General features: G+C 46.0%; 12 protein-coding genes. 2 read left to right on the top strand and 10 right to left on the bottom strand.

Going from position 1 to position 15,117, the window contains the following annotated elements:
* Window positions 1-17 precede the first annotated feature (17 nt).
* The 8 genes from fhuB to hutW all read right to left on the bottom strand — a co-directional run bounded on the left by fhuB (window position 18) and on the right by hutW (window position 10,621).
* On the bottom strand, window positions 18-1,940 hold the full coding sequence (gene fhuB / locus J4N39_RS15595; protein WP_503064170.1) for a Fe(3+)-hydroxamate ABC transporter permease FhuB: 1,923 nt from the start codon (window positions 1,938-1,940) through the stop codon (window positions 18-20).
* A gap of 56 nt (window positions 1,941-1,996) precedes the next feature.
* Window positions 1,997-2,872: an ABC transporter substrate-binding protein gene (locus J4N39_RS15590; protein ID WP_252025585.1), complete on the bottom strand. Its 876-nt coding sequence runs from the start codon at window positions 2,870-2,872 to the stop codon at window positions 1,997-1,999.
* A complete protein-coding gene (locus tag J4N39_RS15585; protein ID WP_252026919.1) occupies window positions 2,866-3,630 on the bottom strand; it encodes an ABC transporter ATP-binding protein in 765 nt (254 codons plus the stop codon). The genes J4N39_RS15590 and J4N39_RS15585 overlap by 7 nt, the downstream gene beginning before the upstream one ends.
* 249 nt (window positions 3,631-3,879) lie before the next feature.
* Window positions 3,880-4,635, bottom strand: a complete 756-nt coding sequence (gene cobA / locus J4N39_RS15580; RefSeq protein ID WP_252025583.1) for a uroporphyrinogen-III C-methyltransferase — start codon at window positions 4,633-4,635, stop codon at window positions 3,880-3,882.
* 156 nt (window positions 4,636-4,791) lie between these two features.
* Complete coding sequence (locus tag J4N39_RS15575; protein WP_252026918.1) at window positions 4,792-5,640, bottom strand: formate/nitrite transporter family protein; 849 nt, start codon at window positions 5,638-5,640, stop codon at window positions 4,792-4,794.
* A gap of 145 nt (window positions 5,641-5,785) precedes the next feature.
* Window positions 5,786-6,106, bottom strand: a complete 321-nt coding sequence (gene nirD, locus J4N39_RS15570) for a nitrite reductase small subunit NirD (protein WP_252025580.1) — start codon at window positions 6,104-6,106, stop codon at window positions 5,786-5,788.
* 9 nt (window positions 6,107-6,115) lie between these two features.
* Window positions 6,116-8,677, bottom strand: a complete 2,562-nt coding sequence (gene nirB, locus J4N39_RS15565) for a nitrite reductase large subunit NirB (RefSeq protein ID WP_252025578.1) — start codon at window positions 8,675-8,677, stop codon at window positions 6,116-6,118.
* Between the two features lie 513 nt (window positions 8,678-9,190).
* Window positions 9,191-10,621, bottom strand: coding sequence for a heme anaerobic degradation radical SAM methyltransferase ChuW/HutW (gene hutW, locus J4N39_RS15560; protein WP_252025576.1), 1,431 nt, complete (start codon window positions 10,619-10,621; stop codon window positions 9,191-9,193).
* A gap of 237 nt (window positions 10,622-10,858) precedes the next feature.
* On the opposite strand from hutW, the gene J4N39_RS15555 reads away from it, so the two are divergent.
* A complete protein-coding gene (locus tag J4N39_RS15555) occupies window positions 10,859-11,776 on the top strand; it encodes a helix-turn-helix domain-containing protein (protein ID WP_252025574.1) in 918 nt (305 codons plus the stop codon).
* A 17-nt stretch (window positions 11,777-11,793) separates the two neighbouring features.
* Window positions 11,794-12,645 carry an SDR family oxidoreductase gene (locus J4N39_RS15550; protein WP_252025572.1) on the top strand — a complete coding sequence of 284 codons (852 nt, stop codon included), beginning with the start codon at window positions 11,794-11,796 and terminating at the stop codon, window positions 12,643-12,645.
* A 52-nt stretch (window positions 12,646-12,697) separates the two neighbouring features.
* Here J4N39_RS15550 and J4N39_RS15545 read toward each other — a convergent pair whose 3' ends face one another.
* Window positions 12,698-13,852 carry a conjugal transfer protein TraF gene (locus J4N39_RS15545; protein ID WP_252025570.1) on the bottom strand — a complete coding sequence of 385 codons (1,155 nt, stop codon included), beginning with the start codon at window positions 13,850-13,852 and terminating at the stop codon, window positions 12,698-12,700.
* 216 nt (window positions 13,853-14,068) lie between these two features.
* Window positions 14,069-15,115 (bottom strand): FAD-binding oxidoreductase, encoded by a 1,047-nt coding sequence (locus tag J4N39_RS15540; protein WP_252025568.1) that lies wholly within the window; start codon window positions 15,113-15,115, stop codon window positions 14,069-14,071.
* Window positions 15,116-15,117 lie beyond the last annotated feature (2 nt).

The following is a 15,117-nucleotide window of genomic DNA, read 5'->3' as shown; positions in this document are numbered from 1 at the left end:
CGGCGTATTAGGTAGTGTTAAAGGCGACGTAATCCAAACAAAAGATAGGTTCCGCCGATCATTGAAGCAATGAGTCCTGCGGGTAGTTCTTGCGGATACAGAACCTGCCTTGACAACCAGTCGGCGCAAAGCATCAAACCGGTGCCGATGATGGCCGACCAAAGCAGGTGATTGACAGCTCGGCTACCACAGAAAAGCCGAGCCAAATGAGGAGCCATGAGACCAACAAAACTTAGTGGTCCAACGACCAGAGTGGCGCTCACGGTCAGTAAAGCGACTAAAAGTAACAGCAAACCTCTCGACTGATTCACCTTGATACCAACAGTTCGACTAGTCACCTCACCCAATGGCAAGATATCTAGCCATCGACCTACAGCAAAGCTAGCAGCTACCAGTACCACCCCACCGAGAAGCATGGGTATGAGTGATTGAGTCGTCACATAATAAGTCGAGCCAGAAATCCACGCTAATGCCTGATAGCTTCGAGGGTCCCCCCCTGCAAGTACAAAGCTTTGAACTGCATTCATTAGTGCCGTGATTGCAATACCAGTTAATAAAACTCTTTCTGGTTGAAAGCCAGATTTTCTATTTAGCAATACTATTACTGTCATCGTGACTAAAGCGCCAACGACTCCACCAATATACAAGCCTGCCACACTGACCCCAACACCAGAAAACATTGCCACAAGGAGACCTAATGCTGTTCCCGAACTGATCCCCAAAACTTCCGGGCTTGCCATTGGATTACCACTCAGACGCTGGATCAAGGTTCCAGCAATCGCTAATAAAAGCCCTGCTCCCGCAGCAGCAAGTAAACGAGGCCAACGCCATTGCAATAGCTGCCAGTCATTAGACACAGCAAGCCACTGCCAACCTGAATGTTGCACAGAAAACGTGCAGAAAATAAAGAAACTCACTAGCAACAGGATTAGACAAAGATACTGAGCCTTCCGGCTTTTAAGATGCCCTTGGTGCCCACGTCGAATCATGGTTGTCTGTGTTTGACCTTGACCATGCAGCGACAATTTTGGCAATAACCACAAGAGAAGTGGTGCGCCGAGTGCTGCGGTAACAGCGCCAGTGGGAACAATCATGGCAGCAAGACTAGGCAACATCTGTATAGCCAAATCTGTTATCGTCAAAAGCAACGCCCCTAGTAACATAGAAGCCAACAATTTCGGGCCAAGCCTATGCACACCAGCCGCTCTTGCAATTGCAGGTGCTGCCAAACCTACAAACCCTATCACGCCCACTTGAGCAACTATCCAGGACGTGATTAGTACCGCTAGCCCCAAACAGATAAAACGAAGCTTAACTAACGACACTCCTAAACTCTTAGCTCCAGAATCTGATAGCTCCAACAAAGCCAAAGGCTTTATACAAATAAATGCCAGCGCCACCGCTAGCGCAATTCTCGGAGCAAGATACCCAATTTCACTCCAACCGGTTTGAACAAGAGAGCCTGCTCCCCAGACCATTAAGCCTACCAACTTATCTTGATTTGCCATTAAAAGCGCTGTACTAAGCGCTCCAAGATAAAGATTGACGACTAATCCAGAGACCACAATAACCGTTGGTGAAAGTGCTCGTCTCCAAGACAGAGCAAACACTATCGCCATCGTTGCCATACCACCGATCAGTGCAATAATCGTTTTAGAAAAGACGAGCAGTGCAGGGGCATATAGCGTGGCTAACATCAAGCTAAAGCTAGCACCACTGGCAACACCTAATGTCGAAGGGGAGGCTAGTGGATTTCTAAGCACTTGTTGCATTAGCACACCAGCAACTGCAAGCCCAGCACCTGCGACAATGGTCGTGAATAGTCTTGGCCACCACGTCAAGTGTAGTTTGACTGAATTTGGACTGCTCCAATCGACACTCAGTAAACTAGTTAAACCTTCGTCAATGCCCGAACTGGCGTTAAGTTGAGCAATCACCATCAAAACCACAAACGCGGTCATGACACCAATTAAGCCAAGCGGCAATAATTTTTTCATTACAATTGCCCCTCAGTCAGCGTAGAAGCGAGTAATTGAGCGAAACGAACAGCAGAAGGTAGAGCACCAAAACTCCAAGTAGGCTCTGTCGTTTTGATAGGGTAACCGCTGGTTTGAACGAGATACTGCCAATACTGATCATCAGCTAAGTGCTCGAAAACACCAGCGGGGAATGGCTCAATAACAACGATTTGACCAGAGATCCCCTGAAGTGCATCAACGCCAGTTAGATTAAATCCCCACGCATTGGTAGAACCATTCCAAGCATTATCAACACCCAATTGTTCAAGTGCGACCTGATAAATACTATTGTCCCCAAAAACTCGCACGTGTTTTGCGTCCATGAACTGAATCAACAAGACTGGCGGGAGTTCTTTAGGTAACTGCCCTTTCAACAACGATAGTGTGCGCTCACTATCACTGATTAATTGCTCCGCTTGCTTCAGAGCTCCAACCTCACTCGCTAATCGACGAGTAAACTGGGACACTGAAACCCAATCTACGTCTCCAGCTTTATACAGCCCCAATATCTTGACCGCAGCAATCTCAGAAAGGCGGTGTTCTAACGAGGAAAACCTCGGAGATAGGAAAATCGTATCCAGTTGCAACTCAGAGAGCAGCTCTAGATTTGGCTGAGTTCTTAGGCCAATATCTACGGTTGATGAGGGTATTTGAGGACTTTTAACCCAATCGTTGTAATCAGATTGCTGAGCTGAGGCGACCGGGGTTACTCCAAGCGCTATCAATGTTTCCGTTTGCGCCCAATCGATGGACATTACCCGTAGTTTTTCATTGAACTCAGTAGCAACAGCGATACTGGGCAGCATAGTCATTGAGAAAAAAATGGTAACTAGGTAAGTTCGAACGCTTAACATGGCATGGCCACCGGAAATCCAACTTCATGGTCGGTGATCTTCATATCGATACCGTAAATTTCTGACAGTTGCTCAGCATTAAACACTTCACTAACAGCACCTCGAGCAATTAATTTACCTTGATGCAGAGCAACGATCTCATCACAGAAGCGTCCTGCCATGTTGATATCGTGGATCACAATCAACACACCTAGATTAAGTTCCTTAGCGAGAGATTTTATGAGCTTAAGCGCTTCGATTTGGTGTGCGATATCTAATGCAGATAATGGTTCGTCCAATAACAGGTACTTTGTCTCCTGCGCAATTAGCATGGCAAGCCACACCTTTTGCCTCTCTCCCCCAGATAACGTCTCGACCAGTCGATCGGCATACTGAGAAGTTGCAGTTAGCTCCATTGCGCGTTGTATGGCTTGCTTATCTTTCGAGCTCAAGCGACCAAGTAGCCCATGCCAAGGATAACGACCAAAACTTACTAAATCTCTTACCGACAAGTTATCCGTGTGGGGAAGATGCTGTGGTAGGTAGGCAACATGTCGTGCAAATTGCTTTTCCGACCAATTGGAGATGGCACTACCATTCAAACGAACTTCACCAGCCGTCGATACCTGTTGCTGCGCCAAAATTTTTAATAACGTTGATTTCCCTGAACCATTGTGGCCGACTAAAGCGTATAACTTTCCAGGTTCAAAACGCATCTCGAAGTTAGTTAAGAGAACCTTATCACCAACAGTAAACTCTAAACCGATCGCTTCCAGTATGCCTTGCTCTACACTTGCCACCACAATTAACCCATCCGAAACAATAAATTAACAGCGACTTATACACTCAACCTCACGTTAATGCAAATGATTATCAGTTAGATATGAGATCAGTAGCGTAAATTAGACAAATTTCCACGAGAAACAGATGAAGAAGTTAGTTGATAGAGGAGTAAAACGCAGTGAGGAAACTAAAACAGGGGAAAGGAGTAAGCCTTGACCATTGCGGTCAAGGCAAAAAGAGCGATATCAAGAAAACCAATCCAATTTATCATGCAGAGAAGTAACACTTCCAACAACAATAAGCGCAGGACTGACCGCTTGGCTGGCAAGCGTTGGAAGCTCACTCAACACACCAGTGAAGACTCGCTGTTCCTTTCTTGTGCCATTTTCGATAATGGCACAAGGCATATCCGCACTAAGGCCATGAGCAAGCAAGTTTTCAGCTATGCGTGGGCTCTGTTTAAGGCCCATGTAGAACACCAATGTATTGTTAGGTTGTGCCAGTGATTGCCAGTTGATGTCAGAGCCATCTTTTTGCAAGTGACCTGTAATGAATTGGACGCTTTGAGCATGATCTCTATGGGTAAGTGGGATCCCAGCATACGCCGTTGCACCCGCCGCTGCTGTCACCCCAGGTACAACTTCGAAAGAGACACCCTGCTCCGCTAAGGTTTCAGCCTCTTCGCCACCACGGCCAAAAATAAAAGAGTCACCGCCTTTCAGACGTACAACGTGCTTACCTTCATTGGCTTTGTCCACCAGCACTTGATTGATCTGCTCTTGCGGCACGCAGTGAAAGTCTACTTTCTTGCCTACGTAAATACGCTCTGCATCATCGCTAGCAAGTGACAAGATTTCATCTGATACCAAGCGGTCATACACCAGAACATCCGCTTGTTGGATCACTCGAAAGCCTTTCATGGTCAAAAGATCAGGGTCACCTGGACCTGCACCCACTAAGGAAACAAAACCCGCTTTTCGTGACTGTTGAGTAGAGCTCATAACTGCGCCTATAAATTCAAATTTGGATATAAATAGTCACACTCGCAGTAAGTATTGACTGTTTATAGCCACTTTTGGAAAAAGGATTCTATCAGAAACAATAAACCCCACCCACCTTAATTGAGACCAAGGTGTGGTGGGGTTTAATCAAAACAATTACTTAATGCTTAGCGCAGGCTCTGCATTCACTTGTTCTTCTTTAGATAGTGCTGGCGCTGTTTTAGCGTGCGTTAGGTAAAGTGGAACACAGGTGAACAGAAGACCACCGACTAGGTTACCCAAGATGGTTGGGATAAGGTTGAAGTTCAACCATGTTGCGATACCAAAGTCAGCGCCTAGCATCATGCCTAGTGGGAACAGGAACATATTTACCACTGTGTGCTCAAACACTAATGCGAAGAAAATGAAGATTGGAAGCCACATTGCTGCGATCTTACCTGCAACAGAGCGAGCCGCCATGTTACCAATAACACCTAGACAAACCATTAGGTTACAGAAGATACCGCGAACAAAACAGGTGATCCAACCGTCTGCACCCATGTTTTCAAAGCCAACAGTACGTGCAGTCGACACAGCAATGAACTTCTTCACAACAGCGTTTGGCTCAAGTGAGAAGTTACCCGTCAAAGAAACTGCGATTAAGAAAGCAACCAATAGAGAACCAATTAGGTTACCTAGGCCAACCCAGCCCCAGCAACGAAGAATGCGGCCCCAAGTGATGCCAGGACGGTTTTCAAACTTTGCCAATGGAGCAAGACCAAATACGCCCGTCACTAGGTCGTAACCCATCAAGCTCAAGATACAAAAGCCTACAGGGAACACAAGTGCGCCCACAATGCCAATGCCCGTTTGAGTAATAGTGGTGATAGCAACCACAACAGCTAATGACAGAATAATACCTGCCATCATGCCACGTAGGATCAGGTCACGGGTTGAAGTGAGTACCTTCGCTTCACCGGTAGCAATCATAGTCTGAACAAATTCAGCTGGTTTCGAATAAGACATCATGTCTCTCCCAAAAAGTTTTAGTTAAAAGTGAAATTGAATAGAGAAAGGCTCCCTGCCGAGACTCGCCCACGCCCACCCCCTACAAGTGGCTTGGTAAAGCAAGAAGCCCTTTAGCTATTGAATCTCTAGATTCTTTTTGGTGTTAAGCGAGCTCAACGCTCCCTTTAACAACACGAGCTTTAAACGCTTTAACGTTAAATTGCTCGTCTTCCATGCACACGCCAGTTGAGAGGTTGAAACGCTGCTTTTTCAGTGGACTTGCCACCCAAAGCTCGCCTTGATGCTCACAAATCAGGCCACGTGACAGCACGTTTGCTTGAAAGTAAGGGTCAGTGTTACTAATCGCCAGCACTTCTTCTGCTTCAGAAGGGCGGAAGATCGCAACTTGCTCACCGTTATAGAGGGCACACACACCTGTGCCCGGGATGATGTCTTGAATGTCACATACTTTTTGAAATGCCATGACTACCTCTTATACCTCATCTAGAGCAACGTGAAGAATGTCGCCTTTTGCTTCAGGGTGTTTCTCAGTAAATGTCGCTGGACGATGTTGGTCACGCTCGGTAACAAACACCACGTTGTCATCACGCAAGTCTGAGTTAATGAAGTGAGAGAATCGTTTAAGCTGCGCTTCGTCATTGATGGTGTCAGTCCACTCACAGCGGTACTCTTCCACCAATTTCTCTACATCGGCTTCAAGTTGTGCATTTAGACCCAGCTTGTCTTCAACGATAACTTCACGTAGGTAATCAACGCCGCCTTCTAGGTTTTCCATCCAAACTGACGTGCGCTGTAGTGGCGCTGCCGTGCGAATGTAGAACATCATGAAGCGGTCGATATATTTGATCAGTGTTTCGCGGTCAAGGTCAGTTGCTAGCAAGTCTGCGTGACGAGGCTTCATGCCGCCGTTACCACATACGTACATGTTCCAACCCGCATCTGTTGCGATAATACCTAGGTCTTTACCTTGTGCTTCTGCACACTCACGAGTACAACCCGATACACCAAACTTCATCTTGTGTGGTGTACGTATGCCTTTGTAACGATTTTCGATAAAGGAGCCCAAGCCCACAGAATCTTGGACACCGTAACGACACCAAGTTGAACCTACACAAGTCTTCGCCATACGAAGTGCTTTTGCATACGCTTGACCCGTTTCAAACCCAGCTTCGATCAGCTTGCGCCAAATCTGAGGAAGGTCATCTTTTTGAGCGCCAAACAGACCGATACGTTGAGCACCTGTCACCTTGGTATATAGGTTGTATTCAGCGGCAACATTCGCAAGCACTGCCAAGGCTTGTGGTGTCACTTCACCACCTGCCATACGAGGGATCACCGAGTAAGTACCATCTTTTTGGATGTTACCTAAGAAGTTGTCGTTGGTATCGTGCAGTTTCACCAGTTGCGGCTTAAGGATGTGCTCACCCCAGCAAGATGCCAAAAGAGAACCCACCGCTGGCTTACATACTTCACAGCCATAACCTTGACCATACTTAGCTAGCAGTTCATCAAAGGTTTTGATCTCTTCAATACGGATGAGGTGCATCAACTCTTGGCGAGAGTACGCAAAGTGCTCACACAAGTCGTTTTTCACTTCAATGCCAGATTTCGCCAGTTCAGCATTTAGCACTGAAGTCACCAGTGGAATACAACCACCACAACCTGTACCTGCGCCCGTTACTGCTTTAATGTCTGCCATGGTGTGGTTGCCATCAGCAACGGCTTGAGCAATCTTGCCTTTGGTCACATCAAAACAAGAACAAATCACAGCGCTCTCTGGCAGAGAATCCGCACCCAGCGTTGGTTTTTCAGCGCCAGCGTGCGCTGGAAGGATCAAGGTGTCTGGATGTTCAGGTAACTCAATTTCATTCAGTTTCAGCTGAAGCAAGTCACCGTAGTCAGAGGTATCACCCACCATAACGGCACCAAGTAGCTTCTTACCATCTTCAGAAACAATAATGCGCTTATACACTTCTTGCTCTTCATTCTGGTAAACGTAACTTTTACAGCCAGGTGTGCGACCATTGGCATCACCAATAGAACCTACTTTCACGCCAAGTAGTTTAAGCTTAGCGCTCATGTCAGCGCCTTCAAACTCACTCTCGTTGCCCACTAGGTGGTCAACAGCAACCGTCGCCATCTTGTATCCCGGAGCGACAAGACCATAGAAAGTTTGGTTCCAAGAAGCACATTCACCGATGGCGTAGATGCTTGCATCAGTAGTTTGACACTGATTGTTGATCTCAATACCGCCACGAGGCGCAATACCAAGGCCCATCTGACGAGCCAATTTATCTTGAGGTCGAATACCTGCTGAGAACACGATGAAGTCGGTTTCTAGTTCTGTCCCGTCGGCAAAGCGCATCACATTGCGAGCATTGGTACCTTCCGCTGCGATCTCAAGAGTGTTTTTGCTGGTATGAACCTTCACGCCCATACGTTCAATCTTCTGACGAAGCTGATTACCACCAGCCTGATCAAGCTGCTCTGCCATTAGCTTAGGCGCAAACTCAACCACGTGGGTCTCGACACCTAAAGCTTTTAGCGCACCCGCTGCTTCAAGACCAAGTAGGCCGCCACCAACGACAACGCCCACTTTGCTCTTCTTAGCGCACAGTTCAATTGCTTTAAGATCTTCGATAGTGCGGTAGACAAAACAGTCTTTGCTGTCGTTACCTTTGATAGGAGGAACAAATGGGAATGAACCGGTCGCCATGACAAGTTTGTCATATTGGATTTCACGGCCTGTGCTTGAATGAACGATGCGGTTTTCACGGTTAACGTTGATTGCGCGCTCGCCAATCAGAATATCGATGCCGTGCTTTTCGTAAAATCCCTGCTTAACCAACGACAACTCATCTGCCGTGTGGTGAGAGAAATAGGAAGAAAGGTGGACACGGTCATAAGCGACGCGGGGCTCTTCACAGAAAACCGTGATATCCATGTTGGATACATCGGTCTTTTCGACAAGGTCTTCGATATAGCGATGGCCAACCATGCCATTACCTATAACGACCAACTTCAACTTGCTCATAAAGATTCCTGATAATTATATCTCTTTAACTGAGCCCATTGTCATTTGTGAAAGAAAATTAAAGAATGATGTAAATCAATTACGATTTTGAACTACCCCAAAGGGGTAATTGTAATACAAATAAGCTTGGTTTATCGTTTTGCGGCGGGGTTTTTATAATGTTTGATGTAAAGTTTCAATAATTAATTTCATATTTGGTCAGAAAGAACCCGATAACCATATATCAACATATACCCATTGATATATGTGGACTTTTCCTATCTATTCAGGCCAAAACAAATTTTAATTTTACTTGATACCTTCAAAACAGTTTTAAGCAAAGTCATTCTCTGTTTCTATGAATCAAAGGTTAAAAAGTGCCATTACACCTATTTTTCATGTGGATTATTTAATGGTAAATCATCTTGCTTAGTTCCACACAAGAAAATAAATAACACTCTAGTTAGCTAGGGCGTGTTGACCTTTCGAGGTCAACACGCCCTAATAAATCACTCGCCACATTAACGAAATAGGCTACTTCCCAGCAGTACCTTGGTCGACACACTTCAGCAGAGCTTGCGCCAAATTCACCGCCCAAAATCGACCTGCTTGTGTAGCCACGACATAGTTATTGGCTATATCCACTAGCCCGTTCTCCTGCCATGCTTGTAATAGCGGTCGGCAAGAAGCAAATAAATGCTCATCGAGTGAACTCATCATATGGGCAAGCTTGTTAAGATCGAGCATACCTTTATCCATCGATGCCTTAATAAAGCCTTGTAACATCGCATGTGGGTGCTGTTGGATAAGCATCATCGCTGGGACCTGCTGAGACTCTATGGCTGAGCTGTATGCCTTAAGATCACGTGTTTGCATATAGGCAAACCCTGCAACATTGCCACCCGCTCCGGCCCCAATAGGCAGCACTTCCGCGGATGTTTTTGCATAACTGTTATATAAACTGCGCTCTCTTGCATCATTCGCCCAATGGCAAGCACTCAGTTGACGATACTGATGACTGGCTAGATATGCTTCGCCCATTTTAAATAGTTCAGCTTTCTCCGCCGTATTCATTGGTGCTGGCAACTTACCCTGCTCGACCATTCGGTGCATGGGCAGACCTTCCATACCGATCAGTTGGTACAGGTCGACTCCGTGAGCTCCGGTTTGTTTAAAATCCTCTAAGTCTTGGGCAAAGATCTCCGCCGTCATATGCGGCAGGCCGAGTAGCAAATCAATGACAATAGGAGCAACGTCTTGCTGGGCAAAGTGTCGCAACCTCGCCATTACAACTTCACGATCATCCAATCGCTTCGCTGCTCGGCGCACCTTAGTATTAAAGCTTTGAACCCCAAATGAGAAGCGGTTAAAGCCACCTTCTATGGCCGCTGCGAACTTATCATCACTAAACTTATGAATCCGACCTTCAAAGGTTATTTCACAATCATTATGCAAAGGGAATGATTGACGGATCAGTTTACCAAGCCGCTCAATTTGGCTGGCAGTAAGATCAGTAGGTGTGCCACCGCCAATATAAACAGCGTGAAATGGTGATACCTGAGTCCACGGCTGGGCTGCTCGAAGTTTTATTTCCTTCACAAGCACCTCAAAGTATTCATCGATCAACTTTTGGCTCGAAGCATACTCAAAGAAATTGCAGTAAGTACAGCGAACTTGGCAAAACGGGATATGGATGTAGATAACACGCTTATTTCCCGTCCCCTTTTGGGTGTTAAACATCTGCGCAAACTGGGCAGCCATGTCAGTTTTAGCAATCGGTTTTCGCATCCCACCGCCTGCGTGGGCGCTACTTTTTTTGTCAAACGCAAACTTTAATGGGTCAGGCGTATGGCGTCCGGTCATCGACTCATCGAGCACCAAATTAGGTAGAGTATTGCTGTGCTCACGACGCTTAGCGACATCATTTAGAGCTGTTACATCAGATTGGGGTTGTTCAGTTAGCATCAATGGGACCACATCTATTACTTTGGAATTGATACTAATTTCAAGTTAAATGAAATGCATTATCATTTGCATTTGTGAGCTAACTATCAGTAGTTACTTTGTTTTGAATCAATTCTCTGCACGGTTGTGATGTAAATTTGTATCCAACAGATGTGATTTCGTTTAGAGACCTAAGTTCACACCTCCCCTACACTATGCTCATAGTTAACCACTTGAAAGCCACTGCGGAAGGTCACCATGAGCCAGCATTTTCACTTTGACACCATAGAGCAATACTTTGCTGCGACAGGCCGAGAAGCGCCGAATCACCCTCTATTTGCGGTCACCCGAATTAGCCCAAACACTCAGTTTTCTTCTCACTGTGCCGGGGCTGACGCTCAGTACAGCGGTAACTTTTATATGATTGCACTTAAAAAGGTCATCAGTGGCGAAATTGTTTACGGCAAAAACCGCTTTGACTGCAATAGTGGCACCATGATTTTCATGGGTCCAAATCAGAAAGTAAGCACGCAAGGAATTACAGTGGAGTCAGAAGGCATCGCACTACTGATCCATCCTGACTACTTAAAGCAGCATCCAATACTGCAAAAGTTCCAGCAAGCTGGTTTCTTTAGCTATGCCGTCAATGAAGCGCTGCATGTCTCTAACAAAGAAGAGCAACACCTTAAACAGCTTTTAATGGCGATAGAACAAGAGTACCAAGGAAACTATGACGAGTTTTCCCGCAACATCGTGCTATCTCACTTGGAAGCGGTGATCGCTTACTCAGAGCGCTTCTATCGTCGCCAGTTTATCCAGCGCCAAGAGATTTCTGGCGGCATCTATGAGAGCTTTGCTCTTGTGGTTCGTCAAAACCTGCGAGAAAAACAACTGTCTGAGTTACCAAGCATTACCGCTATCGCAGAGCAGATGAATGTTACTCAGCGCTACTTAACCGATGCCCTTAAAGCTGAAACAGGCAAAAGCGCCAAAGAGTGGATACAACTTCTGATCATTGATGAAGCAAAAGAGCGACTGCTCGACCCCGATTTGTCTGTCTCCACTATTGCTTACCAGCTCGGATTTGAATACCCACAGTATTTTGCGAGGCTGTTTAAGAACAAAGTTGGGGTAACACCCACTCAATATCGCCAACAACCAAACCTACTCCACTAATTTGTCACGAGGTTTACATGAGTAAAGTCATTCTAATCACTGGTACATCTACAGGTCTTGGCGCTTTTGCTGCGGTTAAGCTTGCCGAGCTTGGCCATACTGTTATTGCGACCATGCGTAATTTGGGCAAAAGCTCTCATATTCAAACGCTTGCTAGCCAACATCAAGCAAGTATCGAGCTGCTTGAGCTGGATGTTCAAAGCACTCAGAGCGTGCAAAACTGCGTTGACCAAGTGATCGCAAAACATGGCCGCATCGATGTGCTGATAAACAACGCTGGTGCAGGCTTTGTTAGAACCACAGAACAAGCCAGTGAAGAGGACGTTGCGTGGGTGATGGATGTAAACTTTCACGGTGTGGTTCGAACTACTAAAGCCGTATTGCCACACATGCGCAAAGCCCGCAGTGGACACGTGATCAACATCTCCTCTGTAGGTGGTTTGGTCGGTCAGCCTTTCAATGAGTTTTACTGCGCTGCCAAGTTTGCGCTTGAAGGTTATGTCGAATCAGTGGCGACCTACATTACCCCTAACTTTAACGTGCATTTTACCAATGTTGAGCCGGGCGGAATTCAATCAGAGTTTGCCGCCAACGTTCTTGCTCAATTTGAACAAGGTGGTGGCATGGTAGAAGATGAGTACCTGCCTATTTTGCAAAAATATCTTAGTGGAGCAGGCACTCGCTCGGAAGGTGTTTACCAAACCGTCGAACAGGTAACCGACGTCGTAGTTGATGTAATCAACAGTGAAACCCCGCCACTACGTACACGCACATCGCAGTGGTCAGAAGCCTTTACCCAGCTTAAAACCCAATCGGATCCAACCGGTCAAAAACAGGTTCAGGCAGTGTATGATGCGTTCTTAAAATAAAGGCACAAAAAAGGTCTAGCCGTCGCTAGACCTTTTACTATCCAAAACTCACTTAGAAAGTGATCGCAAGGTTTGCAGAAGCACCAAACTGATTGTCACCAGCGTAGCTGCCCGCAAGGTCTAGGCTCACTACATCGCCCGGGCTGATGCCCAAGCCAAACGTAAATGCATTATCTACGTTGCTCTTCATGTCAATCTCGTAACCTGCACGAAGCTGTGCCCAATTCCACGCATTGCCTTCAATACCGAAACGAGCAAATTGGGTGTCGTCTTTATCTGTGTTATCGAAACGTTCTTGAGCGGTAAGATCGAGGTCAACACTCGCAGTAATTAGCTCACCCACATAACCGCCACCGACAGTCACTTGAGGTGACAGCTTGTAAGAAGCGTTATATTGCTTCGCTTCCACTTCTTGTGCCAATACATCTTTCACTACAAGACCTGCACGCCAGCTATCTTTAACCCAAGCAACACCTAGGTCTAAGTTAAAGGCATTTTTAGACACTTCACTGTCTTCGTAGTTATCAAGTTCGAAATCTTCAATTTTATCCTGTGCTGAGTAAGTAAACAGCTTTTGGAACTTAGGAGAGACACCGAACGCTACGTCTTGGCCTGAGATGGAGAAAGTTTTAGAAAATGCTAGGCCGTACTCGTAAGTACCAAATGCCGCCATTGCCACTTCTGAGTCTTCATAGCGCTTTTGAACATCCGTTGCTGAAGAACCTGTGCTTGGCGCAATTTGCGCTAAAGCAATGATTTCAGTAAAGCCAGATGCGAAGAAATTTAGCGATACCATCTCCATTGGGATAGCTACTGCGATGCCAGCACCAGCGGTAACGTTCATAGGCGCATTACCATCTAGATCATTCATCAGCGCATCAAGCTTATCCACATCTGATTGAGATGGGATGGTGTTTTTGATCGAGTTATAGAGATCTTGTGAGTCTTCAATGGTTTTAATTGAGTCATCACTATCACGCACATTGACACCTACCGCAGGGATCAAAATACCCACATCATCATTAGAGCGATAAAGTGCGCCTAGCGCTGGGTTATGAAAAGCGGAGGTAAGAAAATCTGCAGAAACCACACCAGTATTGCCCATACCATTACTGCGAGCGTCTGCGACGTATGGCGCTGCCACTGCCGTTGTTGCCATTGCCGACGCTACCACTGCTGTCGCCAATAACGATTTTTTATAGAACATTGGATCTATCCTTATCATGTTTGTATTTTTCAGTGCCACACTCCGGTAACATCTGACCAACACATTATGCAGACTTATAAATGTGATCCAAGCCATATTAATCTAGTAGCATTAGATAGTGTGACCTAGCTAACCTTTAGCTCAGTATGAGCTAAAAAATAAAATAAAACGGCCACTGGTGAACACCAGTGGCCGCTTAAGATAGAAACCTTAAAGTTAACCTATTTCGACTTCAAGATCCCCATCAATGGTTGACGAACAAGCCAAAACGTAGCCTGCTTCGATCTCATCAGGTGTCAGAGTTTCTTGGCTAGTCGAGCTCACTTCGCCCTTTACTTTGCATTTGCATGAGCCACACATTCCACTGCGGCAAGCGATGACTAAAGGCAAACCTTGCGCTTCCATTTCTTCTGCTAGATTAGCGCCTTGCAGCGCAGTAAACTCGCGTCCAAATTGAGGAGCGGTCACTGCTACTTCGCTCTGTCCAGTCGCCTCACTTACGGGTGCTTGAAACGAAGGTTCAGGGGTGAAACTCTCTTGATAGAAGTGATTCAAATCCAACCCCAGTTGCTCCATCCAAGATTGCACATCTTGCATGAAATTGCTTGGGCCACAAAGGTATACCGTACGATCAACCAAATCTGGAACCAAGGTTTGCAGCCACTGTTTATTCAGTCGACCTTGTGGATAATCCGTGCCAGAAGCATCTTTGAGCAACAAACTTAGATGAAACGCCGAATGGGTTTGATCTAACATTTCTAGCTGCTCAGCGTAGATGGTTCTTTCAAGATCTTTTGCCACATGGAGAAATTGAATATCCAACTCGCATTGCTCAGCAAGCCAATGCTTTGCCATCGAGTAAACTGGGGTAATGCCACACCCTGCACTGACCAATAACACCTTGTTTTTCGGTGGGTTATCGATGCAGTTAAAGCTGCCCACTGGGCTCATCACTTCAAGCTCTTCTCCTACCGATAACTCTTCGACCAAATAGGTTGAAACTAAGCCCGCATCAACCTTTTTCACCGTAAATTGTAGATATGGGTCGCTCGGAATTGAGCTTAAGGAATAAGAGCGAAAATGCGTCTTACCGTCTATCGACACACCAAGATTAATAAATTGTCCCGGTTTAAAAGGCAAAGCCTCACTGTGCTGCTGAGATTGAGAAATCGCCAGACGAAAGCTCACTGTATCAGGGGTTTCTTGCCATTTTTCGACACAAGGCAGCGTCGCTGATTGATTATTTTGCCACGCAGATAACATCA

Source organism: Vibrio sp. SCSIO 43136 (assembly GCF_023716565.1).
Lineage (GTDB): Bacteria > Pseudomonadota > Gammaproteobacteria > Enterobacterales > Vibrionaceae > Vibrio.
Note: the sequence above shows the minus strand (reverse complement) of the source record. Positions and strands in the feature narration are given on the sequence as shown.

What these genes read in the sequence shown, in the direction of transcription:
- fhuB (WP_503064170.1), bottom strand. Translation starts at nt 1,940, where the DNA reads ATGGTGATTGCTCAACTTAACGCCAGTTCGGGCATTGACGAAGGTTTA.
- J4N39_RS15590 (WP_252025585.1), bottom strand. Translation starts at nt 2,872, where the DNA reads ATGTTAAGCGTTCGAACTTACCTAGTTACCATTTTTTTCTCAATGACT.
- cobA (WP_252025583.1), bottom strand. Translation starts at nt 4,635, where the DNA reads ATGAGCTCTACTCAACAGTCACGAAAAGCGGGTTTTGTTTCCTTAGTG.
- J4N39_RS15575 (WP_252026918.1), bottom strand. Translation starts at nt 5,640, where the DNA reads ATGTCTTATTCGAAACCAGCTGAATTTGTTCAGACTATGATTGCTACC.
- nirD (WP_252025580.1), bottom strand. Translation starts at nt 6,106, where the DNA reads ATGGCATTTCAAAAAGTATGTGACATTCAAGACATCATCCCGGGCACA.
- nirB (WP_252025578.1), bottom strand. Translation starts at nt 8,677, where the DNA reads ATGAGCAAGTTGAAGTTGGTCGTTATAGGTAATGGCATGGTTGGCCAT.
- hutW (WP_252025576.1), bottom strand. Translation starts at nt 10,621, where the DNA reads ATGCTAACTGAACAACCCCAATCTGATGTAACAGCTCTAAATGATGTC.
- J4N39_RS15555 (WP_252025574.1), top strand. Translation starts at nt 10,859, where the DNA reads ATGAGCCAGCATTTTCACTTTGACACCATAGAGCAATACTTTGCTGCG.
- J4N39_RS15550 (WP_252025572.1), top strand. Translation starts at nt 11,794, where the DNA reads ATGAGTAAAGTCATTCTAATCACTGGTACATCTACAGGTCTTGGCGCT.
- J4N39_RS15545 (WP_252025570.1), bottom strand. Translation starts at nt 13,852, where the DNA reads ATGTTCTATAAAAAATCGTTATTGGCGACAGCAGTGGTAGCGTCGGCA.
- J4N39_RS15540 (WP_252025568.1), bottom strand. Translation starts at nt 15,115, where the DNA reads ATGTTATCTGCGTGGCAAAATAATCAATCAGCGACGCTGCCTTGTGTC.